17 protein-coding genes are annotated in these 21335 nt (G+C 72.8%); 11 read left to right on the top strand and 6 right to left on the bottom strand.

The window, feature by feature from the left end:
- Window positions 1-84: 84 nt before the first annotated feature.
- Window positions 85-828, bottom strand: a complete 744-nt coding sequence (locus tag ACXNSR_RS00780; protein ID WP_458640177.1) for a hypothetical protein — start codon at window positions 826-828, stop codon at window positions 85-87.
- A 146-nt stretch (window positions 829-974) separates the two neighbouring features.
- Complete coding sequence (locus ACXNSR_RS00775; protein ID WP_458640176.1) at window positions 975-2090, bottom strand: ABC transporter substrate-binding protein; 1116 nt, start codon at window positions 2088-2090, stop codon at window positions 975-977.
- Window positions 2091-2323: 233 nt separating this feature from the next.
- On the opposite strand from ACXNSR_RS00775, the gene ACXNSR_RS00770 reads away from it, so the two are divergent.
- The 6 genes from ACXNSR_RS00770 (at window position 2324) to ACXNSR_RS00745 (ending at window position 8629) form a co-directional block, all read left to right on the top strand.
- Window positions 2324-2938: a hypothetical protein gene (locus ACXNSR_RS00770; RefSeq protein ID WP_458640175.1), complete on the top strand. Its 615-nt coding sequence runs from the start codon at window positions 2324-2326 to the stop codon at window positions 2936-2938.
- Window positions 2939-3017: 79 nt separating this feature from the next.
- Window positions 3018-4016 (top strand): linear amide C-N hydrolase, encoded by a 999-nt coding sequence (locus ACXNSR_RS00765; protein WP_458640174.1) that lies wholly within the window; start codon window positions 3018-3020, stop codon window positions 4014-4016.
- 160 nt (window positions 4017-4176) lie between these two features.
- A complete protein-coding gene (locus ACXNSR_RS00760) occupies window positions 4177-5364 on the top strand; it encodes a glycoside hydrolase family 64 protein (RefSeq protein WP_458640173.1) in 1188 nt (395 codons plus the stop codon).
- Window positions 5365-5612: 248 nt separating this feature from the next.
- Window positions 5613-7136: a glutamate synthase subunit beta gene (locus tag ACXNSR_RS00755; RefSeq protein WP_458640172.1), complete on the top strand. Its 1524-nt coding sequence runs from the start codon at window positions 5613-5615 to the stop codon at window positions 7134-7136.
- Between the two features lie 98 nt (window positions 7137-7234).
- Entirely contained in the window at window positions 7235-7438 is a 204-nt protein-coding gene (locus ACXNSR_RS00750) for an I78 family peptidase inhibitor (RefSeq protein ID WP_458640171.1), read from the top strand.
- Window positions 7439-7660: 222 nt separating this feature from the next.
- Entirely contained in the window at window positions 7661-8629 is a 969-nt protein-coding gene (locus tag ACXNSR_RS00745; protein ID WP_458640170.1) for an NAD(P)H-binding protein, read from the top strand.
- 79 nt (window positions 8630-8708) lie between these two features.
- On the opposite strand, the gene ACXNSR_RS00740 is transcribed toward ACXNSR_RS00745, so the two are convergent.
- The 3 genes from ACXNSR_RS00740 to ACXNSR_RS00730 all read right to left on the bottom strand — a co-directional run bounded on the left by ACXNSR_RS00740 (window position 8709) and on the right by ACXNSR_RS00730 (window position 12070).
- A complete protein-coding gene (locus tag ACXNSR_RS00740) occupies window positions 8709-10358 on the bottom strand; it encodes a purine-cytosine permease family protein (RefSeq protein WP_458640169.1) in 1650 nt (549 codons plus the stop codon).
- Between the two features lie 160 nt (window positions 10359-10518).
- Window positions 10519-11340 carry an SGNH/GDSL hydrolase family protein gene (locus ACXNSR_RS00735; RefSeq protein WP_458640168.1) on the bottom strand — a complete coding sequence of 274 codons (822 nt, stop codon included), beginning with the start codon at window positions 11338-11340 and terminating at the stop codon, window positions 10519-10521.
- 1 nt (window position 11341) lies between these two features.
- Entirely contained in the window at window positions 11342-12070 is a 729-nt protein-coding gene (locus tag ACXNSR_RS00730) for a hypothetical protein (protein WP_458640167.1), read from the bottom strand.
- A gap of 68 nt (window positions 12071-12138) precedes the next feature.
- On the opposite strand from ACXNSR_RS00730, the gene ACXNSR_RS00725 reads away from it, so the two are divergent.
- Window positions 12139-12684: a MarR family winged helix-turn-helix transcriptional regulator gene (locus ACXNSR_RS00725; protein WP_458640166.1), complete on the top strand. Its 546-nt coding sequence runs from the start codon at window positions 12139-12141 to the stop codon at window positions 12682-12684.
- A gap of 344 nt (window positions 12685-13028) precedes the next feature.
- Here the strand turns inward: ACXNSR_RS00725 and ACXNSR_RS00720 are convergent, their stop codons facing one another.
- The gene (locus ACXNSR_RS00720) at window positions 13029-14723 is read right to left on the bottom strand and encodes an AMP-binding protein (protein ID WP_458640165.1); all 1695 of its coding nucleotides are present in this window, start codon (window positions 14721-14723) and stop codon (window positions 13029-13031) included.
- Window positions 14724-15024: 301 nt separating this feature from the next.
- Between ACXNSR_RS00720 and ACXNSR_RS00715 the strand changes: the two genes are divergently transcribed.
- The 4 genes from ACXNSR_RS00715 (at window position 15025) to ACXNSR_RS00700 (ending at window position 21169) form a co-directional block, all read left to right on the top strand.
- A complete protein-coding gene (locus ACXNSR_RS00715) occupies window positions 15025-16815 on the top strand; it encodes a stealth family protein (RefSeq protein ID WP_458640164.1) in 1791 nt (596 codons plus the stop codon).
- 131 nt (window positions 16816-16946) lie between these two features.
- Window positions 16947-18113 carry a glutamate--cysteine ligase gene (locus ACXNSR_RS00710; RefSeq protein WP_458643517.1) on the top strand — a complete coding sequence of 389 codons (1167 nt, stop codon included), beginning with the start codon at window positions 16947-16949 and terminating at the stop codon, window positions 18111-18113.
- Between the two features lie 287 nt (window positions 18114-18400).
- On the top strand, window positions 18401-19759 hold the full coding sequence (locus ACXNSR_RS00705) for an MFS transporter (RefSeq protein WP_458640163.1): 1359 nt from the start codon (window positions 18401-18403) through the stop codon (window positions 19757-19759).
- 120 nt (window positions 19760-19879) lie between these two features.
- Window positions 19880-21169: a condensation domain-containing protein gene (locus ACXNSR_RS00700; protein WP_458640162.1), complete on the top strand. Its 1290-nt coding sequence runs from the start codon at window positions 19880-19882 to the stop codon at window positions 21167-21169.
- Window positions 21170-21335 lie beyond the last annotated feature (166 nt).

Below are 21335 nucleotides of genomic sequence, written 5' to 3'. Positions count from 1 at the left end.
TCCAGTACGCAGGGCGCCCCTCCGCCTTGCCGGGTACGGCACCGGACGCCGCATGCTCGGCCGACAAGATCCGAAAGAGACGACCTAGGTGGTCTCCAGCTTGACCCGGCTCTGTGCCTGCTGGAGGAGGGAGATCTGCTGGGCGATCATGGCGGGCGGGAAGGCGCGTACGTCACGGCCGCCGACCGACAGCTTGGTGAACGTGGCGATGACGCTCCCGGTTCGGACCACCGTGTACTGGGTGACGTGCGGGCCCGTCTCGCTCGGGGCGGTGATCTCGAACTGCACTGCCTCGTCACCGATCTGAGGGGCCTGGCCGACCGTGACCGTGCCCTCGTAGGTCGTGCTCGGGCCCGGGCTCTCGAAGTGCCGGCAGGTGCTCAGACCCTCGCGGACCTCGGCGAACACCGCCACTGCGCCGGAGTTCCCGTACGAGGCGAGGGTGGAGTTGCCACCGTTGGCGTCGTCCTTCCAGTTGAACGTCTGCACGGCCACGACCGGGGACGGGCGGGAGGGCCGCCGGGCATCGGCGGCTTCCAGCATCCGTGCGCACGCGGGGTCGGAGGCCTCGGACTTCCGGTCCTTGACCCGGGACTCGCGGACGGCGACGGGGTGCCCGTAGGAGTCCGAGCCCTCCTCGGTCGGCAGCGCGGCCGCCACCAGCTGTTCGGCGGTCAACGGGCGGCTCACGGAAGCCGCGGCGGAAGGGGACGGGGCCGAAGGGGACGCGGCGGCGGGTGCCGACGGAGTGGGCGCGGACGCGGGCTTCGAGGGGTTCGCGCCGCAGCCGGCGACGGCCAGCGTGGTGACGGCCACGAGCGCCGGCAAGCCGGAAGTCCGTCGTGCAACGCGTCTCGACATGGTCGGCCCCCTGGAACGGTGCGGATGATCAAGCGGAGGCTATCCGGCAGCGCCCCGCGTCACCAGGAGGTGTTCACGTCCCGGGCACCCGCGCGCGCGGGTGCCGCGACCGCTCACCCGGTGTGGAGGACGCGGAAGCGACCGGGTTCCGCCGGGTCCCGGTCCACGACCTGGGTCGGAGCCCAGGTCCACTGCCAGACGCCGATGCCCGGCGTGCGGGAGAACCGGATCTGCCCGCGGGTGCCTTCGACCGCGACCCGCGGCCAGGGTTCGCCCGCGCGCGCCGGGTCCTCACCGGCCCGGGTACGCAGCACGTCGGCGAGGACGACGACCGTGTCGTACCCCTCGAAGGCGACGAAGGAGGGTGCCTGGCCCAGCCGCTCGCGCAGGGCCGTCCCGACGCGTTCCCCGAGCGGGCCGAGGCGTTCCGGCAGGTAGCGCAGGAACGGGATCGCGGCGCCGTCGCCGCCCAGCAGCGCCAACCACTCGGGGAACTCCGGTTGCCCGGCGGGTGCACCGATCATGACCGTGGCGAGGCGCCGGTCACTGCGGACGGCCTTGACGATCGGCACGGCCGGCTCCGGGTGGCCGACCAGGAGGAGGAGGGCCGTTGCCCGGTGGTCGACGAGAGAGTCGCACACCGCGGAGGCGTCGAGGTCGCTCACGTCGAGTTCGACGACGGTGCCGCCGCGCGGAGCGAGGTACTCGCGCAGGATGCGGGTCCCGGATGCCCAGTAGACGCTCGGCTGGGTCGCCACGGCGATTCGGCCGTGGCCGGCGCCGACGAGGAAGTCCGCGTAGATCTGCCAGCCGTGGGACTGTGCCGGAGCGATGCGTGCCACCCATTGCGTCGGCTGTTCGGTGAGCGCGTCGAGAACCGCTGACGAGCACAGGAACGGCAGACCCAGGGCGGCGGCCCTGGCGGCAGCGGCGCGAGCGACGACGCTGTGGTACTCGCCCACCACGGCGGCCACGCCCAGGCGGGCCAGTTCGTCCACGGCCGCCGCGGCCCGCTGCGGATCGGCCGCGGTGTCCCGGACCACCAGCTCGAGTGGCCTTCCGCCGATCCCGCCGGCGTCGTTGACCTCGCGCACGGCCAGTTCGAGACCGGCGAGCAGGTGCCGGCCCGCCTCGACCCAGCCGGGCCGGGTCAGCGGAACGAGGGCGCCGATCGGGACGGACGATCCGTCAGTACGCTCCGCCCCGGGCGGTGATGGTGGCGCAGTCATGCTTCGGCGTCTCCCCGATGGCGGTTCGGACGCGATGGGCCCGGACGGCGGAACGAACGTCAGTGGCGCCGAGAGTAGCCGAGCCGAGGAGATCCCTCTGCGGCGCCCCGGCCGGTGGCCGGCGGCCCGGCGCGGGCCATCCGGGCGGGGCGCGGTGAGCGGACGGCATGGCACCCGGGGCCGGGGCGCCCCCGTGGCACATGCTGGGTCCCCCCGCCCTGCAGGAGAGGCCTGTGAGTGATTCCGGACCGCGCGTGACCACGAGGCCGGTGTCCACCGCGGCGGACGCCCTTCCCGCTCCCGGGGTCATCGGCATCGGACTTGCCGCGGTGCTGACGTTCGCGCTCGCCCAGGGCTCGTGGCAGTGGTTCGCCACGTTCATCGGGGTTGCCCTGCTCTCGGTGATGCTGGCCTTTCAGCGGCGGGCGGAGTGGAACCCGGACATCCGCTCGCCGTACACGCGCGGCCTGGTCGCGTACTCTCTGGTCGTCGGCCTGTGCGTGGCCGTGGCGCTGGCCCCCCTGCTGCAGCGCTGGGCCTGGCTGTTCCCGATGCCGGGCACGCGCAGCGACTGCCTGCTGGCGGGCAGGTACGCGGCCCTCCAGGCGGAGGCGGCGGTCGGGAACCTGGCCGCCGGGGACGGCGCGGCCGTGGCCTTCGCGCAGGAGGACCAGGCCCACAAGGCCGTCGCCGAGTGCCTGGCGGCCACGACGACCCTGTGGCTGCCCGTGTACGGGGTGGGGGTGGCGGTGCTGGTGGGGACGTGGGCCTGGTTCCGCGACCGGGCGTTCGCCCGCACCCACGCCCGCACCCCTCCGGACCCCGCCGATCCGGACCCCGCCGGTTAGGCGGTGGAGTGGCGGCGTACATGCCCCGGCCGCACGGTGATGCGTACGGCTCACGCAGAGAGGGACGAGGGAACCACCCATGTGCACGCGGATCCTGTGGAACACCAACGACCACGCCGTCCTCGCCGGACGGACGATGGACTGGCCGGAATCGACCGAGCCGGTCCTGACCGTGTTCCCCCGCGGGCTGGAGCGCGACGGCGGCAGGCTGGGGAGTACCACCGTCGTCGGCGACAACCCCCTGCGGTGGACGAGCGGGCTCGGCAGCCTCGTGACCACCGTCTACGGCGCCGGAACGGCCGACGGCATCAACGAAGCCGGACTCGCGGCGCACATGCTGTACCTGGAGACCACGGACCTGGGCCCCCGCGACCCCGGCAGGCCGGGCCTGCAGATCGCCCTGTGGATCCAGTACCTGCTGGACTGCGCCGGCACCGTGCCGGAGGCCCTGGACCTGCTCGACACCTGTCAGCTGGTTCCTGTCGAGCTGCGCGGCTTCCGGGCCTCGGTGCACGTGGCCCTGGAGGACGCGTCGGGGGACTCCGCGATCGTCGAGTACATCGAGGGCCGACGGCAGGTGCACCACGACCGCAGCTACACGATCATGACGAACGAACCCTCCTACGAGGAACAACTCCGGCTCCTGCGGGAAAAGGTGCGCGCCGTGCAGGGGCTCGGCCACGACCGGCCCAGCAGCGAGGTCCCCCTCCCCGGAAACGTGAACGCGGTCGACCGCTTCCAGCGCGCCGCCTACTTCGGTTCACTGCTGCCCGAGCCGGCGGACGACCGGCAGGCGGTCGCCGCGATCCTGGCCGTCACCCGCAACGCCTCGGTGCCCTTCGGCGCGCCGTACCGGGAGGGGAGGTTCAAGACCTACAACACCGAGTACCGCACCGTCTGCGACCTCACCGGCAAGCGGTACTTCTTCGAACTGGCCACCAGCCCGAATCTCCTGTGGGCGGGGATCGACCGGTTCGACCTGTCGCCCGGCGCTCCCGTCATGACGCTGCGCCCCGACGGGACCGACCTCGTCGGCGACGTCTCGGACCGGTTCACACGAGCGCCCGCGCCGTTCTGAGGGGCGCGGCACCGATCGGGCCTTCTGCTCCGCATCGGACAAGTTCATTGACAGGAGTTGAACGCAGCCAGATGCTGAGAGCGCTCTCATTCGTCAACTCATAGGCGGAGGAGCGCCGCACGTCCCCCCCACCGTCAGGTGCCCCACAAGGAGGCAGATCGTGTTCCGTTTATCGAAGGTGCTGGCATCCGGGCTCGCGGCGGCGGCGGTCGCCGCAGGCCTGATGGCTCTCGGTCCGCTGACACCCGCAGAGGCCGTACCGGCGACGATCCCGCTCACGATCAAGAACAACTCGGGACGCAACGAGCCGGTCTACGTCTACAACCTGGGCACACAGCTCGCCACCGGCCGGCAGGGCTGGGCCGACGCCAACGGCGGATTCCACCCTTGGCCCGTGGGAGGCAATCCCCCCACCACCGCGCCCGACGCGTCGATCACGGGTCCAGCCAACGGGCAGACCAAGACGATCCGGATGCCCAAGTTCTCCGGACGTGTCTACTTCTCCATAGGTCAGAAGATCGTCTTCAAACTCAGCACGGGCGGCCTCGTGCAGCCTGCCGTGCAGAACCCCTCCGACCCCAACCGCAACATCCTGTTCAACTGGTCCGAGTACACGCTCGACGACGCCGGCCTGTGGATCAACAGCACCCAGGTCGACATGTTCTCGGCCCCGTACGCGGTGGGCGTGAAGGCGGCCGGCGGCACGGTCACGAACACGGGCCGGCTGCGGCCGGGCGGCTACGACGCCGTCTTCGGTCAACTGCGTGCGGCCGGCTGGGGCGGACTGATCCAGAACCGCCCCGACGGCACACCGCTGCGCGCACTCTCGCCCGGCCACGGCATCGAGGCGGGCGCGATCCCCGCCGGCGCCATGAACGACTACATCAACCGGGTCTGGAACAAGTACGCCTCCTCCACGCTCACCGTGACGCCCTTCGCGAACCAGCCGAACACCAAGTACTACGGCCGGGTCTCGGGCAACGTCATGAACTTCACCAACGGCTCGGGTGCGGTGGTCACCAGCTTCCAGAAACCGGATTCCGACAGCGTCTTCGGCTGCTACAAGCTTCTGGACGCACCCAACGACGCGGTACGCGGCCCGATCTCCCGTACCCTGTGCGCGGGCTTCAACCGGTCGACGCTGCTGACCAACCCGCTGCAGCCCGACCCGAACGGCGCCGGCTTCTACCGTGACGCCGTGACCAACCACTACTCCCGCATCATCCACGGACAGATGGCCGACGGTAAGGCGTACGGCTTCGCCTTCGACGACGTGGGCGCCCACGAGTCGCTGGTGCACGACGGCAACCCGCAAGAGGCCTTCATGACGCTGGAACCGTTCCACTAGGCCGTCCCAGGACTCTGCGGGAGGACGCCGGCGTTCGGCGGCGGCCGGACGTCGGCGCCCGGGCGTCGGTGGCAGTGGAGCCGTCGGCGGTCATCACCCTGCGCGCACGCCCGGTCACCTGCCACCGCTCGCGCAGGGCACTGCCGCGCAGGCGGCGTAACCTGGCTGAACCGCCATAGAACGCGCGTACGGGCGACACGGTGCGCGGGCCGTGTGCCTTGCCGCGCCACGATCCAGGGAGGCGGCGCGTGACCGATCCGTTCGGCTTCCTCAGGGTCCCCCGCGAGGCCGTTCCGGCCCGCCCCGTCGAGCAGAGGCTCGGCGACTGGCGCGAGGTCTACGCGGGCCAGGCGCTGCTTCCGCTCGTCTCCCGGCAGGCCGGCCGCTGCATGGACTGCGGCATACCGTTCTGCCACACCGGCTGCCCCCTGGGAAACCTCATACCCGAGTGGAACGCGTACGCCGCCCACGGCGACTGGCGCGCGGCGTACGAGCGGCTCCACGCGACCAACAACTTCCCCGAGGTCACGGGCAGGCTCTGCCCGGCCCCCTGCGAGGACGCCTGTGTCCTCACGATCAACGCGGACCCGGTGACCATCAAGAACGTCGAGCAGGCCATCGCGGACACGGGCCTGCGGCGCGGCTACATGGCACCCCGACCGCCGGAGAAGCAGAGCGGCAAGACGGTGGCCGTCATCGGCTCCGGTCCGGCCGGACTCGCCGCGGCGCAGCAGCTGACCCGGGCCGGGCACCGCGTCACGGTCCACGAGCGGGCGGACCGGATCGGCGGACTGCTGCGCTACGGCATCCCCGAGTTCAAGATGGAGAAGACCCACCTGGACCGGCGCATCGAGCAGATGCGGGCCGAGGGCACGCTGTTCGTCACCGGTGCGGACATCGGCGGCCAGGCCGGTGCCGGTGCCGGAACCGGAGCCGACGAGCTGCGCAGCCGCTGCGACGCCGTCGTCGTCGCGATCGGGGCCGGCGAGCGCCGGGAGCTGCCGGTGCCGGGCCGTTCGCTGCACGGTATCCACCAGGCCATGGACTACCTGACCTGTGCCAACCGGGTACGGGAGGGCGACTACGCCGTGTCGCCCGTCACCGCCGAGGGCAGACACGTGGTCGTCGTGGGCGGCGGTGACACGGGCTCCGACTGCCTCGGGACGGCCTTGCGGCAGGGCGCGGTCTCCGTGCTCCAGCTCGACATCAATCCGGAGCCCGGCGCGGGCCGGACCGACGACGAGCCCTGGCCGGTGTACCCCAGGACCTACCGGATCTCCCACGCCCACGAGGAGGCCCGCGGGCGCGAGGGCCGGGACCCCCGGCTGTTCGCCCGCGCCACCCTGCGCTTCGAGGGGGATGCGGCGGGCCGGGTACGGGCACTGCACCTGACCGCCGTCGAGCCGGTGGGCCGCAGCCCCCTGGCCGGGACCGAGGACGTCATACCGGCGGGGCTGGTCCTGCTGGCCCTCGGCTTCTCGGGTCCCGAGCGGGCCGGCGGCCTGCGCGAGCAGCTGGGGCTGGAGCTCGACGAACGCGGCAACTTCGCACGGGACGCCGGCTTCGCGGCGGGCGGCGGTCGGGCGCCGGGAGTGTTCGTCGCGGGCGACGCGGGCCGGGGGCAGTCGCTGGTGGTGTGGGCCATCGCGGAGGGCCGGGCGGCGGCCGCCGCCGTGGACCGCTACCTGACCGGCTCCACCTGCCTCCCCGCCCCGGTCGCCGCGCACGACCGGCCCATGACGGCCCTGGGACGCATGCGCTACGGGCTCTGAGCAGCCCGGGCCGATCGCCGTCGGGACCCGTGACACGCGGCCGATCGGACCGGGCCGGTGGGGGCATGCGCAGCGCCACGGTGGGGCAGGTGGGAACCATGACCGCTCCCACACCCGCAGCCGACGATCCGGCGCACTACACGGGGCTCGGTACCGCCGAGGCGGAACGCCGGGCGCTGGCGCACGGCTGGACGACGGTGCGCATGGTCCCGCCCGGCACGATACTGACCATGGAGTACCGCGAAGGCCGGCTGAACCTCGAGGTCGAGGACGACAGGGTGCGCAGGGCCTGGAGCGGCTGACCCCGCGCGGGCGGCGGGTGCCCCGTGGCCGGTTCCGTGCCGCACTCGCGGGCAGGGCCTTGCCATGGCGTCCACCGCCGCCAGGCCGTCTCTTTCGGATCTTGCCGGGCGGCAAGATCCGAAAGAGACGGCCTAAGGTGAGTACCCCGGATCCGCAACCGCTTCCCCCGGGCCGGGGCAAGCGGCGCAAGATCTCCGTTGTCGTCACCGGAGGTGCTTGCCATGCCCGGCTTTTCCCTGTATCCCCAGCCCCGCTCCGCTCGGCCCGCGTCCCCGCTGCACCTGCTGACCGCCGTGAACGCCCGGAAGGGGGCGGGCAGCAGCCCCACCGGCGTCGTCGGCCGACGCCTCGCCCGGCAACTGCTCGCGGCCGGCGACCGCGTCCGCGTCCTGGCCGAACCAGGGCAGACGGCGGACTGGCCCACGGGCACCGAAGTCGTCGAGGGTTCCGTCACCCGGCCCGCCGAGCAGGCCGGGGCCTTCGCCGGCACGGACACGCTCTTCCTGGCCGGTGCGGTACCGGACACGGTCCGGGAAGTCCTGGGCCTCGCACGCGCGGCCGGTACCCGGCGGGTCGTCACCCTCTCGTCGCACGGGCCCGAGTACGAGGAGGCGTACCCGCCCGAGACCTGGTTCTGGCTCGCCGTCGAACGGGCCGTCGAGGCGGCGGGGATGGAATGGACGCACATCAGGCCCTCCGCCGTGATGGGCGCGGTCCTGGAGGGCAGCTACCCGGCCACGGGGTCGGACTGGCCCGAGACCGTGCGGCGCGAAGGGACGGTCCGCGAGGCGTTCCTCGCGGACGGGTACTACCCCTTCGTGCACGAGGAGGACCTGGCCGCCGTGGCCGCGACGGCGCTCCGCAGCGCCGACCACGTGGGCGCGGTCCTGGAGGCGGTCGGGCTGCCGCTCGCCGGCCTCGACCGCGTCGACAGCATCGCCAGGGCCCTCGGCCGCCCGATCGACGCCGTCGACCTCACCCCGGAGGCCGGCCGCGACGCCTGGCGCGAGCAGGGCTGGCCGGACGACGGCATCGACGTCACCCTCTTCGCACTCCGCGAATACGCTCTCCACCTCGACGAACTCACCCAGCGGACGCTCGACCAGCGCCCCGCCCTCGCCGATCTGACGGGTCGTTCCCCCCGCACCTTCGAGGACTGGGCCGAGGAACACGCGCACATCTTCCGCTGAGCCGAGCCCCCCCGAAGGACGGCCCCGGCTCCACCTGCGGATCCCCCGACGCGGAACGCCCCTGCTGCCGGCGGCCGGTCTACGCTGAAGCCGGCAGCACGTGGTCGCCGAGCCTGTCGGTGCTCAGGCACAGCGAGCAGACGACCGCTTCATGGGTGGTACAGGCCGTGACGTCGGGGCGTTCGTAGGACTGCCGGCAGACGTGGCAGTCGAGCGTGACCGCGCTCGGGTTCCCGTCGCTGTCCAGCATGGGTTCGCCGATGCCGTCGTCGGCGCGTCGCAGGTAGTAGCGGCCCTTGGTGACCACGGCCATCAGCGGGGTGACGACGAAGGCGATGACGGCCGCGGCGACCGGCGAGTACGGCTGGAGGGCGTCGCCGAAGAGGTGGAAGTACAGGGCGATCGAGAGGCCGGAGGCGGCGGTGAACGCCACGACGCCGACCGGATTGACCGCGTGGAGCATGCCCCGGCGGAACTCCGGCTGGAGCGGGGACAGCTTCAGCACGTACTTGTTGATGCCGATGTCGGTGGCCACGGTGACCACCCAGGCGATCGCGCAGTTCGAGTAGAAGCCGAGGACGCTGCCCAGGAAACTGAACATGTCGGCTTCCATCAAGGCGAGTGCGAAGGCCAGGTTGACCAGGACGAAGACCATGCGGCCGGGGTAGCGCCCGGTGACGCGGGTGAAGGAGTTCGTCCAGGCCAGCGAGCCGGAGTACGCGTTCGTCACGTTGATCTTGATCTGGCTGATGACCACCAGGACCACGGCGAGCGGGACGACCGACCAGGCCGGCATCATCGCGTCGAAGGCGCTGCGGAACTGCTGGATGGGCTCGGGCGCGGCGGCCGGGCCGACCTCGGCGATGATGCGGACGGCGAGGAAGACACCGATGGCCTGCTTGAGCGCACCGAGCACGACCCACCCGGGGCCGGCCATGACGACGGCGGTCCACCAGGCCCGCCTGTTCGCCTCGGTCCTGGGCGGCATGAAGCGCAGGTAGTCGATCTGCTCGCCGATCTGCGCGATCAAGGACAGGCACACCCCCGCTCCGAGCATGACGGAGGCGGTGTTCACGGCGCCCTCGCCGTCCGTGCCGGAGTAGGCGAGGAAGCGGTCCACCGTGCCGGGGTCTTCGGCGATCAGATACACCAGCGGACCGACCATGAGCAGCAACCAGATCGGGGTGGTCCACACCTGGAGCTTGCTGAGCGCCTTCATGCCGTAGACGACCAGCGGGATCACCATCAGGGTGGAGACGGCGTAGCCCAGCCACAGCGGCAGCCCGAGGCCGAGTTCCAGGCCCTGGGCCATGATCGAGCCTTCGAGGGCGAAGAAGATGAAGGTGAAGCTGGCGAAGATGACGCTGGTGAGGACCGATCCGTAGTAGCCGAAGCCGGAGCCGCGGGTGATCAGGTCGAGGTCGATGTTGTAACGGGCGCCGTAGTAGGCCAGCGGTAAGCCGGTCAGGAAGATGACGACCGCGGCGACCGCGATGGCCACGAGGGCGTTGCCGGTGCCATGGGCCAGGCCGATGCCGGCGCCGATGGAGAAGTCGGCCATGTACGCGATGCCGCCGAGGGCCGTGGTGGCCACCACCATCGGGGTCCAGCGCCGGTAACTGCGGGGTGCGAAACGGAGGGTGTAGTCCTCCAGCGTCTCCGTGACCGCCTGGTCGGCAGCGGTTCTCGTCGGGTGTGCCGGGGTCTGCTGGGACTCGGTGGTGCTCATGCCACGCCTCCCGGTGGGGCTGGGTGCCGGTGTGCCGCCGCCGGGTCACGCTAGGAAGCGGTTGTTACCCCGGGTGCGCGATGTGGTGAACACCATGTTGCTGCAGGCGCCGCCGCCGCGTGCGCACGCCACACTCGCGCACCCCCACCTCGCCCGGGGGTCAGGGGGCAAGGGCCTCCAGCAGGGCGGCGGTGACGGCGCGTTGGCCGGAGGGGGAGAGGTGGAGGCCGTCGGCCTCGTGGTCACCGGGCGCTGCGCGGCGCGTGTCCACCACCGGCTCCGGCCGGGCCAGCAGGAAGTCGGCCACGGCGTCGACGTCCGCGTCGGACCAGCTCAGCCCGGCCCGCCGGAAGTGCTCGTACCGGGCCACGAGGTCGGGGTCCGTACGGGCAGGGGTGAGCCAGACCCACCGGGCCCCCGTCCGGGCCACCGCCAGGTCGTGCAGGGCGATCAGGTTGCGGCAGGTCTCGGCGAAGCCGACGAGCGGGGTGCCGTCGATGCGCTGCACGTCGTTCGCGCCGAGCATGCACAACACCCAGTCGGGCCGTTGGAAGCCCAGCGCCGGCAGCTGCTGCGCAAGGGCCTGGGTGGTGGTGCTCCCCGACACGGCCAGGTTGGTGCACCGCACACCCTCGGGGAGCAGGTGCCGCAGGATCTCGAACCAGGAGAGCCGGTCCGCCGTGGTGCTCTCGCCCAGGGCCACGACGTGCTCACCAGGCCGGAACGGCAGTGCGGCGATCCGCGCGGTCGCGCCCGGTTCGGCCGACAGCGAGGCCGCCGTCCCCCGGTTGCGCGCCTCGAACCGGGCCAGCCGGCCCCGGTAGTCCGCGGCGTCGGTTCCGAACAGGGCGGCCAGCACCGGCTCGTCGAGCGGGCCCAGGTGGCGCAGGAGCTTCTCCGGCTGGTGGAACCGCAGCAGGCGCTGAGCCTGCGCGGTGTTCGGGTCGGTGGTGGTGTCGGTGGTGGTGTCGGTGGTGGTCATGTCAGCTCTCCTCCGGGACACGGACGCGGATACGGGAACGGCTGCGCGGCAGCAGGAAGCCCGCCGCGATCAGCCAGGCCAGCCCGGTGAAGCGGGCGGCCGGCAGGAGCAGGGCGGCGCCCTCGGCCAGCAGGACGAGGGTGGCCAGCTCGGCGACGGCGGCCACGGCGAGTCCCGCGACGGCCAGTGCCCGGGGCAGGAGCCCGGCCAGCAGCCCGGGTACGGCGATCCCGGCGACGAGCAGGCCCAGCAGGACCACGTGCCCGGGGCCGCCCAGGCCGAAGGCCAGGTACTGCAGGGTCCGTACGAGTTCCGGTCGCTGAGCCACCTCGGCGTGCGACAGCACCCAGGTGACCAGGCCGGAGCAGGCCAGGAACGCCGCGGCGAGCACCCCGCCCGCCAGGGCGATGGTGGCGCCGGGCGCCCGGACCCCGAGCCGGTTCAGCCGGGCCGAGACGGTCGCGGCGTAGAGGGCAAGGGGGACGGCGGCGGCGAACTGCAGGGCTCCCGACACGCGGACCGCGTCCCCGTGGTCGAGGAAGTACGCGGTGATCGCGTCCGAGTCGCCGAAGGGCGACGGGAACGGATCGCCGCCGGCCAGCACGGTGCTGAGGGCGAGGCCGCCCAGGAACAGGGCCGTGAAGACCACGGCGAGGACGCCGGGCGGCGGCCCGGACTGCGGGGCGGTGGTACGGGTGTCGCGAGGGACACGGTTCTCGATCGCTTCCACGGCACAATCCGTTCTTTGAGAGAATGATTCACTGCACTGAATCATTACCTGTCGCGTACGATAGCCGCGTGAACACCGCCCGGCAACCAGACCCCTCGGTGGCTTCGGCCCCGGACCAGGCCCCGGCTCCGGCCCCGGCTCCGCGCGGAGCTGCCTTCCTCCTCGCGCAGATCGGTGCCCACGCCGCAGGGCGGTTCGCGGAACGCGTCGCCACCCTGGGGCTCACCCCCGCCGACGTCGGCCTGCTGCGGATGGTCGCCGGACAACCCGGCCGCAGCCAGCGCGCGCTCGCCGAGGACCTGGGGGTCGTACCGAGCCGCGTGGTCGCCCTGATCGACGTCCTGGAGGACAAGCGGCTCGTCGAGCGCCGGCGCAGCGCCGAGGACCGCCGCAATTACGAACTGCACCTCACACCCGAAGGGCGGCAGGCCCTCGGCGCGGTCTCCCGGGCCGCGGCCGCCCATGAGGACGACCTGCTGGCCGCCCTCGACCCCGACGGGCGGGCGCAGCTGCTGGAACTCCTCGGACGCGTCGCCGCACAGCAGGAACTGACGCCGGGCGTGCACCCCGGCTACCGCGCGCTCGCGAAGCCGGCGGCGAAGCGGAAGGACTGAGGGCCGGTCGTTCCGGAGGGGCGGGGCCCGCGGGCGGCCGCGGCGGCCCGGCCGTCCCTTCCGGATCGTGCCGGGCCCGGCGTGCCCGGCAGGGCGCCTCATCCCCGGGTCGTCGGGGGAGCCGAGTACGTCAGTGCACGAGCACCCTCCGCCCGGGGCTCCTTCCGGCGGTGGCCGAGCGCGGCCCGGGCCCGTCCGCATGGCCGCCGCGGCACGTCAGCCGCAGCAGCACGGCGCGCGGCCGCCGCCTGCCCGGCTCATGCGTCCACTTCGAGCGGCGCCGGCTCGGCTCCGTCCGGGTCTCGGACGGAGAGCCGCCGCCCCGGCCGCCGCCCCCCGCAGGTTCAGGCGCTGCCGGCCGCCGCCTGCGCCTCCAGCAGTCGGGTCGCCATCGCACGCATCTCGATCTTGCGGATCTTCCCGGTGACGGTCATCGGGAACTCCTCCACCACGTGGACGTATCGGGGGATCTTGAAGTGGGCGAGCCGCCCCGCGCAGTACGCGCGCACGGCCTGCGCGGTCAGCGGCTCGGCCCCCTCCCGCATCCGCACCCACGCCATCAGCTCCTCCCCGTACTTCGGGTCGGGCACCCCGATGACCTGGACGTCCATGACGTCGGGATGGGCGTGCAGGAACTCCTCGATCTCGCGCGGGTAGAGGTTCTCGCCGCCCCGGATCACCATGTCCTTGATCCGGCCGGTGATGCTCAGATAACCGTCCCCGTCCATGACCGCCAGGTCGCCGGTGTGCATCCAGCCCTCCGGGTCGACGGCCTCGGCGGTCTTCGCGGGCTCGCCCCAGTAGCCGAGCATCACCGAGTAGCCCCGGGTGCACAGTTCTCCCGGGGTGCCGCGCGGGACGGTCCGCCCGGACTCCGGATCGACCACCTTGACCTCCAGATGCGGTCCGACCCGGCCCACCGTGGAGACACGGCGCTCGACCGAGTCGTCCACACGGGTCTGCGTGGACACCGGCGAGGTCTCCGTCATGCCGTAACAGATGGAGACCTCGGCCATCCCCATCCGCTCGATGACCTCGTTCATGACCTCCACCGGGCAGGGCGAACCCGCCATGATCCCGGTGCGCAGGCTCGACAGGTCGTATCCGTCGAACCCGGGCGCGGCCAGCTCGGCGATGAACATGGTGGGCACCCCGTACAGGGAGGTGCAGGCCTCCGCCGCCACCGCCGCCAGCGTCGCCGCCGGGTCGAAGGCGGGCGCGGGGATCACCATCGCCGCACCGTGGCTGGTGCACGCGAGGTTGCCCATCACCATTCCGAAGCAGTGGTAGAAGGGCACCGGGATGCACACCCGGTCGCGTTCGTCGTACCCGCACAACTCGCCTACGAAGAAGCCGTTGTTGAGGATGTTGTGGTGCGAGAGGGTGGCCCCCTTGGGGAAGCCCGTGGTGCCCGAGGTGTACTGGATGTTGATCGGGTCGTCCGGGGTCAGCGCGGCCTGCGCCCGCGCCAGCGCGGCGGGATCGGCCCCGCGCCCGCGCGCCAGGAGCGCCTCCCACCGCGGCCCGTCGAACAGGACGGTGAACTCCAGCTCCGGGCAGCGGGGCCGGACCTCTTCGATCATCGCCGCGTAGTCGGAGGTCTTGAAGCGCTCCGCCGCGACCAGCAGCCGGATGCCGGACTGCCCGAGCACGTACTCCAACTCGTGGGAGCGGTACGCCGGGTTCACGGTGACCAGGATCGCCCCGATCTTCGCGGTGGCGTATTGCACCAGCGTCCACTCGGCACGGTTGGGCGCCCAGATGCCGACGCGGTCGCCCCGGACGATCCCGAGGTCCAGCAGACCCAGGGCGAGGGCGTCCACCTCGGCGGCCAGTTCCGCGTAGGTCCACCGGCGGCCGGCGGCCACGTCCACGAGGGCGTCCCGGCCGGGGAAGCGCCGTACGGTCCGGTCGAGGTTGTCCCCGATCGTCTCCCGGAGCAGCGGGACCTCGCGGTCCCCGGACGCACGACTCGACGCTACGGACACACGTACCTCCAGCACTTGCTGCGGCGATGACGGCCAACGCGCACCGCCCATGATCCCCTCCGGGCGGGCCGCGGCACCAGAGGTACGGGGGAGTGGTCGGCGGGCCGGCGGCCGGCGGCCCGACTGAGAATTGGCTGTGAGTCGGGAGGGCGGCGCTCACGACTCTTGCGTGAAAAGCGAACAACAGCAAAAGTGAGCGTGAACAAGGTATCCATCGTTGCCGCTGAGCGCGCCGCTCCTGCCCGGGACGCTCGGTCGACCGGCTCCAGCGCACCGGCACCCGACACCGAGGTCGTACATGCAGGGTGTCCACCGCCTCCTCCTGCCCGCCGGGCTGCGCAGACTCGCCCGGATGCTGCGTCGACCCGGAGGCGTTCCGCCGCAGCCGGGTCCCGCGGCGCGGGAGCGCATCGGCGGCCCGACCCCTCCGTCCGGCGGGCTCACCTCCCGTGAGGAGGAACTGCTGGCGAGAGTTCCGGGCCTGCTCCGGCACTGCGGTCGACTCGTGACCGTACGCGACGACCTCCTCCCCGCCGATGCCCGTACCGCCAGTCTCCGGTCGGTCGCCGAGGCCCTGGAGGAGGCGGCCGTCCCCTACGGACTGGTCCCCGACGGTGGGCTGACCCACCGGGTGGCCATCGCGCCCGGCGACCGGGCCGCGGCGCTGAAAGCATGCGCCGCCGCCTTCACGGGGCTCCCCGTCTACGCGCGCCTGCTCACCGCTGACGGCGATGCCGGGGACGTACTGGCCGAGGACCTCCCGGCGGCAGTCGAGTCCGCCGAGTCCGCCGACACCGGGAAGGAGGACGGCAAGGACGGCAAGGACGGCAAGGACGGCAAGGACGGCGAGGAACCGGAGCACACCGCACGCGTGCGGGCCGTACGGGTCCACCGGCCGGTCATCACCTCCGGCCGGACCCTGAAGTACGGCCCCGAAACCGGCTGCGACCTGGAGTTCTGGGAAGCCCCCGACTCCGGCGAGGGTGCCCTCGCCGTGCTGCGCGAGACCCCGTACGGCTGGTGGGTCCCCTCCCTGGCCGCCTCCACCACCCGCCGCATCGGCGACCGGGAGTACCCCGTCGTCGACTGCTTCGCGAGCCGCTTCCCCGACGACATCGACTTCCCGATCGACGCGGTGATCACCTGGGTGGACGCCGCCGACCCCGCCTGGCGCCACCGCCGGGACCGGGCCGCCGAGGCGGAGGCCGGTGCGGGGCGCCCCTCCGGGAGCGATGGGCCCGCCGGAGCCGCCGGGATCGACCACGCCGAGAACCGCTACCGCGACCGTGGCGAGCTCCGCTACTGCCTGCGCTCCATCGCCGCATACGCACCCTGGGTCCGGCGCGTCTTCCTCGTCACCGACGACCAGGCTCCCGCCTGGCTCGCGGCCGACCACCCCGGCGTCACGGTCATCGACCACCGCGAGCTGTCCACGGAGCCGGCGGCCCCCGCGGTGTTCAATTCCCACGCCATCGAGAGCCGACTGCACCACATCCCCGGCCTGGCCGAGCACTTCCTCTACTTCAACGACGACATCTTCCTCGGCCGGCCCCAGCGCCCGCAGAACTACTTCCTGCCCTCCGGACTGCCCAAGGTCTTCCACGACTGGCGCGCGGTGGACCCAGGGAGCCGGGCCGGGGACGACGTGTTCACCTCGTCCCAGAAGGTCACCCGGCAGGCCGTGGAGGAGGCCGTCGGCCGCACCTACCCCCACATCCTGGCGCACACCCCGTACCCGCTCACCCGGTCCGCCTTCGCCCGCGTCGAGGAACTGCTGCCCGGTCGGCTCGCCGCCACCGCCCGGTCCGTCTTCCGCAGCGCGGACGACCTCGCCCCGGTGACGCTCGCCGCCCACCTGGCGCTCGCCGAAGGCCACGCCGTCGAGGGCGACCTCGCGCACACGTACGTCAGCACGGCGCGCCGCTCCGAGATCGAACGGCTGCCGGACCTGGCCGCCGAGCGCGGCCACGACGCCTTCTGCCTCGCGGACGACGAGGAACCGGAGGGACCCGGCGGGGGCGGAGGCGAGGGCGCACTGTCGGCGGTGCAGCAGCACAACGTCGTCACGGCCTTCCTGGAGGCCTACTTCCCGGTGCCCTCCCCGTTCGAGGAACAGCGGCCGGCCCCGTCCGGGGGCGGGTGACGGTCCTGCCGTCCGGTCCTGCCGTCCGGGGCTGCCCGACCCGGAGGATTCTCTTCCGCATACCCGCCGTGGGTCGGGGCAGACGCTGACCACCGATCGGCGAACAGGACGGCGAAGTGATGCGCGATTGCATGCGGAGCGTGGGCGTGGAGGAAGAGCTGCTGCTCGCGGACGCGGACAGCGGGGAGCCGCTGGCCGTGTCGGGAGCCGTGCTCGCCGAAGCCGACCGGGCCGCGACCGCCGGTGCGGCGGACGGCGAGGAGCCCGGCCACACCTTCGAGGCGGAGCTCCAGGAGGAGCAGGTCGAGTTCGGTACGAGACCGGTGACGGAGATGGGCGAACTGCAGGAGGAGATCCTGCGGTGGCGCGCTGAGGCGGCCCGGCACGCGGCGGCGGCCGGTGCGGTCGTCGCCGCGATCGGCACCTCGCCGCTGGCCGTCCGCCCATCGATGTCCCCCGGACACCGCTACGAGTGGGTGTCGCGGCAGTTCGGCATGACCGCGCAGGAGCAGCTGACCTGCGGGTGCCACGTCCACGTGTCGGTGGAGTCGGACGAGGAGGGCGTGGCCGTACTGGACCGCATCCGGCTCTGGCTGCCCGTACTGACCGCGATGAGCGCCAACTCCCCGTTCTGGCAGGGCGAGGACACCGGGTACGGCAGCTACCGCAGCCGGGTCTGGAACCGGCTCCCCGCGGCCGGTCCGGTGGACGTCTTCGGCTCCGCCGACCGCTACCACGCGGAGGTACGGGCCATGGTCGGGTCGGGCGTGCTGCGCGACACGGGGATGATCTGGTTCGACGCGCGGCTGTCCGCCTCCTACCCGACGGTGGAGGTCAGGGTGGCGGACGTGTGCCTCGACGCGTCGACCCCCGTCCTGCTGGCCGCCCTCGTACGCGCGCTGGTGGAGACCGCGGCCCGGGAGTGGCGGGCCGGTGACCCTCCGGCCCGGGTCAGCACCGGGCTGCTCCGGCTCGCGTCGTGGCAGGCGGGCCGCTCGGGACTGGACGGTCCGCTGCTGCACCCCCGGACGCTGCGGGAAACCGCGCCCGAGGCCGCCGTCGACGCGCTGTACCGGCACGTGGGCGACGCCCTGGCCGACTCCGGCGACGAGGAACTCGTGCGGGCCGGGATCGCCCGCCTCCTGGAGCACGGGAACGGGGCGCGCGTCCAGCGGAGCCTGCTGCGCTCGGAGGGGGACCTGGCCTCGGTCGTCCGGCACTGCGCGCGCCGGACCACGGCCGGCGCCGGCCTGGACGCGCCCGCCGGCACGGGTGCCGGCCTCCGCCTGCGTTCATAGCGGACGGAATAAGCGCCTCCGCGGACGCATGATCAAGGGTGGGCCTTTTCGGTCAGGATGGAACCCGTTACTCAGGGTAAGTGGTGCCGCTCGCCGCCTCACCCTTCCCCCTGTCCCCCCTTGCCCCACCAGCCCCACACGTCACACACAACTGACAGGAATTCACGCGGCCGCACCCCAGGTAGTACGAAAGATTTCCCGGTCGGTGTCCACAAGGCCGCAAAACAAGTCCGAAAGTGACAGGTTTACTTTGACTCCTGAGCGATGAATCCGTGAATGTCGTTCACATGTCCGACACATCCCGAGCCACCGCCGGTGGCCCCATGCGCTTGCGCGACTTCCGACTGTTACTCGCGGGAGCTGCCACCGGACAGCTCGGTGCACAGGTGACCCTCGTGGCGCTGCCCCTCGTGGCCGTCCTCGAACTCGACGCCCCCGCCTTCCAGGTGGGCCTCCTGACCGCCGCGGAGACCGCCGCCTTCCTCCTCGTCGGGCTGCCCGCGGGCGCACTCACCGACCGCATGCGCAAGCGGCCCCTGATGATCCGCGCGGACCTGGTGCGCGCCGTGGCCATGGCCTCCATCCCCGCCGCCGCGCTCGCCGACGTCCTGACCATGGTCCAGCTGTATGCCGTCGCGCTCGTGACCGGCGTGGCGACCGTGTTCTTCGACGTCGCCCACCAGAGCTACCTGCCGCAGATCCTGCCCCGTGACCAGCTCGTGGCCGGCAACGGCGCCCTGGAGACCGTCCGTTCCACCGCCCAGGTGACGGGCCCCGGTATCGGCGGCGGACTGGTCCAGCTCGTCGGAGCGCAGTTCGCGGTCATCGTCGACGCCGTCGGGTACCTGCTCTCCGCGCTCTTCCTCCAGCGCGTCCGGCGGGCCGAGGAAACGCCCGAACCCGCCGCTGCCGGAAGTTCCCTGGGCAAGGAGATCGGCGAGGGCGTCCGCTTCGTCTTCGGTCACCCGCTGCTCCGTGTCATCGCCCTCACCACCGGCCTCGCCAACTTCTCCACGGCCGTCCTCATGGCGACGCAGACCGTGCACCTCGTCCGTGTCGTCGGCCTGGAGGCCGCCGGGCTCGGACTGGTGCTGTCCGCGTCGGCCGTGGGAGGGCTCCTGGGAGCCCTGTGCGCCGGACGCCTGGCCGCCGGGCTGGGACAGGCCCGGGTCATGCTCCTCTCCGTCCTCGTGACCGGCCCGTTCGCGCTGCTGTGGCCCCTGTCCGGGCACGGCGTCGCCGGGGCGGTCCTCTTCGCCGCGGGATCGGCGGTCGTCTCCTTCGGCGCCGTCGTCTACAACGTCGCCCAGGTCAGCTTCCGCCAGGGGATGTGCCCGCCACGGCTGCTCGGCCGGATGAACGCCACCCTGCGCTTCCTCATGTGGGGCACCCTGCCGCTGGGCGCGCTCCTCGGGGGAGCCCTCGCCCAGTCCTTCGGGTCGCGTACTGCGCTCCTCTGGTGCGCCGTCGGCATCCTCGCCGTACCGCTGCCGCTGCTGCTCTCCCCGCTGCGCCGGATGCGGGACCTGCCCGCTCCGCCCGACGACGGCGGCACCGACGGTACCGACGGCACCCGGGGGACACCGCGGGACACGGCCCGCGCCGACGGCGACGAACGGCCGGCCGCCCCCGCACCCACCGCCTGACCACCGCCCGACCACCGCACCGTACGGCGGCCGTTGGGCGACCGGGACCGGCACCCGCGCGGGCACCGCGCCCACCACCACTCCGTTCCGCGCGACCGCGGCCACGACGAAGAGGACCACGTGCTCAGCATCACGAGTCAGTACCTGGCCCGCCACCGGCGCCTCACCGGCGACCGGTCCGACACCCTGCTGCCGGTCACCGGCGCACAGCGCCGCTTCCTGCTGGTGCGTGCGCTGGACCCGTCGGGACGCCCCGACGTGGTACCGATGTTCTTCGCGTTCCCGTCCGGAACCGTCGACCCCGAACGCCTGCGGACAGCGGCATCCAGGCTCGCCGCACGGCACACCGCCCTGCGCTCACGGCCCGCCGTCGTCCGCGGCACCCCCGTCCTGCGCGTCGGCGACCCGGACGTCGGCGTGACCCGGTCGGCCCTCGTACCGGGGGAGTCGCCCGCCGACGGGCTCCGTCGCGCACTGGCCTCCTGGGACGCCCAAGGTCCCCCCTTGCGGCTCTTCCTCGTACACGACGAAGAACGCGCGCAGGACATCGTCGCAGTCGTCCTGGACCACGCCGTCTGCGACGGCCGCTCGCTGGCCCGGATCGTCGACGAACTCGGCGCCGCGTACGGCGAGGAGGCCACCGAACCCCCCGTCGAACAGGGGGAGACGGAAGCCGAACTCGCCGCCTACCGGGACGCGGTCCTGCGCCAGCTCGCCGCCGAGGAAAAGGCCGAGACACCCGAAGCGGCCGCCTACTGGGCGGACCGGCTGCGCGCGCTGCAGACCCGTGCCCCGGCGCCCCGTCCGGCCCGCGTGCCCGAGGGCACGTGGCCCAGCGGCGCCGCCCAGGCCCGGCTGCCCGCGCACGACGGCGGCGTGTCCTTCCCCGGGCTCCTCGATGCCTGCCGCTCCGCGGCCCGCGAGCTGTACGGCCCCGGCCACGCGGTCCCGCTCGGCTACCCGTGGGGCGGCCGTCCCACGGGAGCGGCACCGGTCATCGGCTGCTTCCTCAACACCCTCGTCTTCCCGGCCTACACCGGCGAGGGCCCCGGCCCCGAGGTGACGGCCGACGCGTGGTGGGACGACCTCGACCGGGCCGACGTGCCGTTCGACGCGGTCGTCGCCGCGGTACGGGCCGCCGGCTCGGGCTGGACCGGAGGCCTCGACGGACTGCTCACCGTGGACGACGACAGCCGCCGCCCGCCCCTGGTGCTCGCCGGTGTCGAGGGACGGGAGGTCCATGTCGACGGCAGGCCGGTACGCGGTCCCTTCGCGGTCTCCGTGACCCAGGGAGCCGAGATCCGCGTACGGATGGCGTGGGACCGGGCGGTACTCGACGACGAGACCGCGCACCGGGCGTTCGACGCGCTCACCCGCGCGCTGCGCCCCTCGGATCACACCGTGCGCTGACCCCGCCACCCGAACCGACCGCCCCCCGAGCGCACCACCGATCCGCGGCCCCCGCGCAGCGGCGCCCACGCGTACCCCGCACCGCCCGGCGCCCGTCGGCGCGGCGCACCCCGCGCCGCCGCGCACCCAGAGCTCCCCACGGCATCCCCCACGGCATCCCCCCACG

Source organism: Streptomyces sp. NC-S4 (assembly GCF_054353315.1).
This window is presented reverse-complemented; position numbering and strand designations above follow the sequence as displayed.

Excerpts from the sequence above, each read along its gene's own strand:
- ACXNSR_RS00775 (WP_458640176.1), bottom strand. The coding sequence starts at position 2,090 with ATGACTGCGCCACCATCACCGCCCGGGGCGGAGCGTACTGACGGATCG.
- ACXNSR_RS00705 (WP_458640163.1), top strand. The coding sequence starts at position 18,401 with ATGTCCGACACATCCCGAGCCACCGCCGGTGGCCCCATGCGCTTGCGC.
- ACXNSR_RS00750 (WP_458640171.1), top strand. The coding sequence starts at position 7,235 with ATGACCGCTCCCACACCCGCAGCCGACGATCCGGCGCACTACACGGGG.
- ACXNSR_RS00735 (WP_458640168.1), bottom strand. The coding sequence starts at position 11,340 with ATGACCACCACCGACACCACCACCGACACCACCACCGACCCGAACACC.
- ACXNSR_RS00710 (WP_458643517.1), top strand. The coding sequence starts at position 16,947 with ATGCGGAGCGTGGGCGTGGAGGAAGAGCTGCTGCTCGCGGACGCGGAC.
- ACXNSR_RS00745 (WP_458640170.1), top strand. The coding sequence starts at position 7,661 with ATGCCCGGCTTTTCCCTGTATCCCCAGCCCCGCTCCGCTCGGCCCGCG.
- ACXNSR_RS00765 (WP_458640174.1), top strand. The coding sequence starts at position 3,018 with ATGTGCACGCGGATCCTGTGGAACACCAACGACCACGCCGTCCTCGCC.
- ACXNSR_RS00740 (WP_458640169.1), bottom strand. The coding sequence starts at position 10,358 with ATGAGCACCACCGAGTCCCAGCAGACCCCGGCACACCCGACGAGAACC.
- ACXNSR_RS00720 (WP_458640165.1), bottom strand. The coding sequence starts at position 14,723 with ATGGGCGGTGCGCGTTGGCCGTCATCGCCGCAGCAAGTGCTGGAGGTA.
- ACXNSR_RS00715 (WP_458640164.1), top strand. The coding sequence starts at position 15,025 with ATGCTGCGTCGACCCGGAGGCGTTCCGCCGCAGCCGGGTCCCGCGGCG.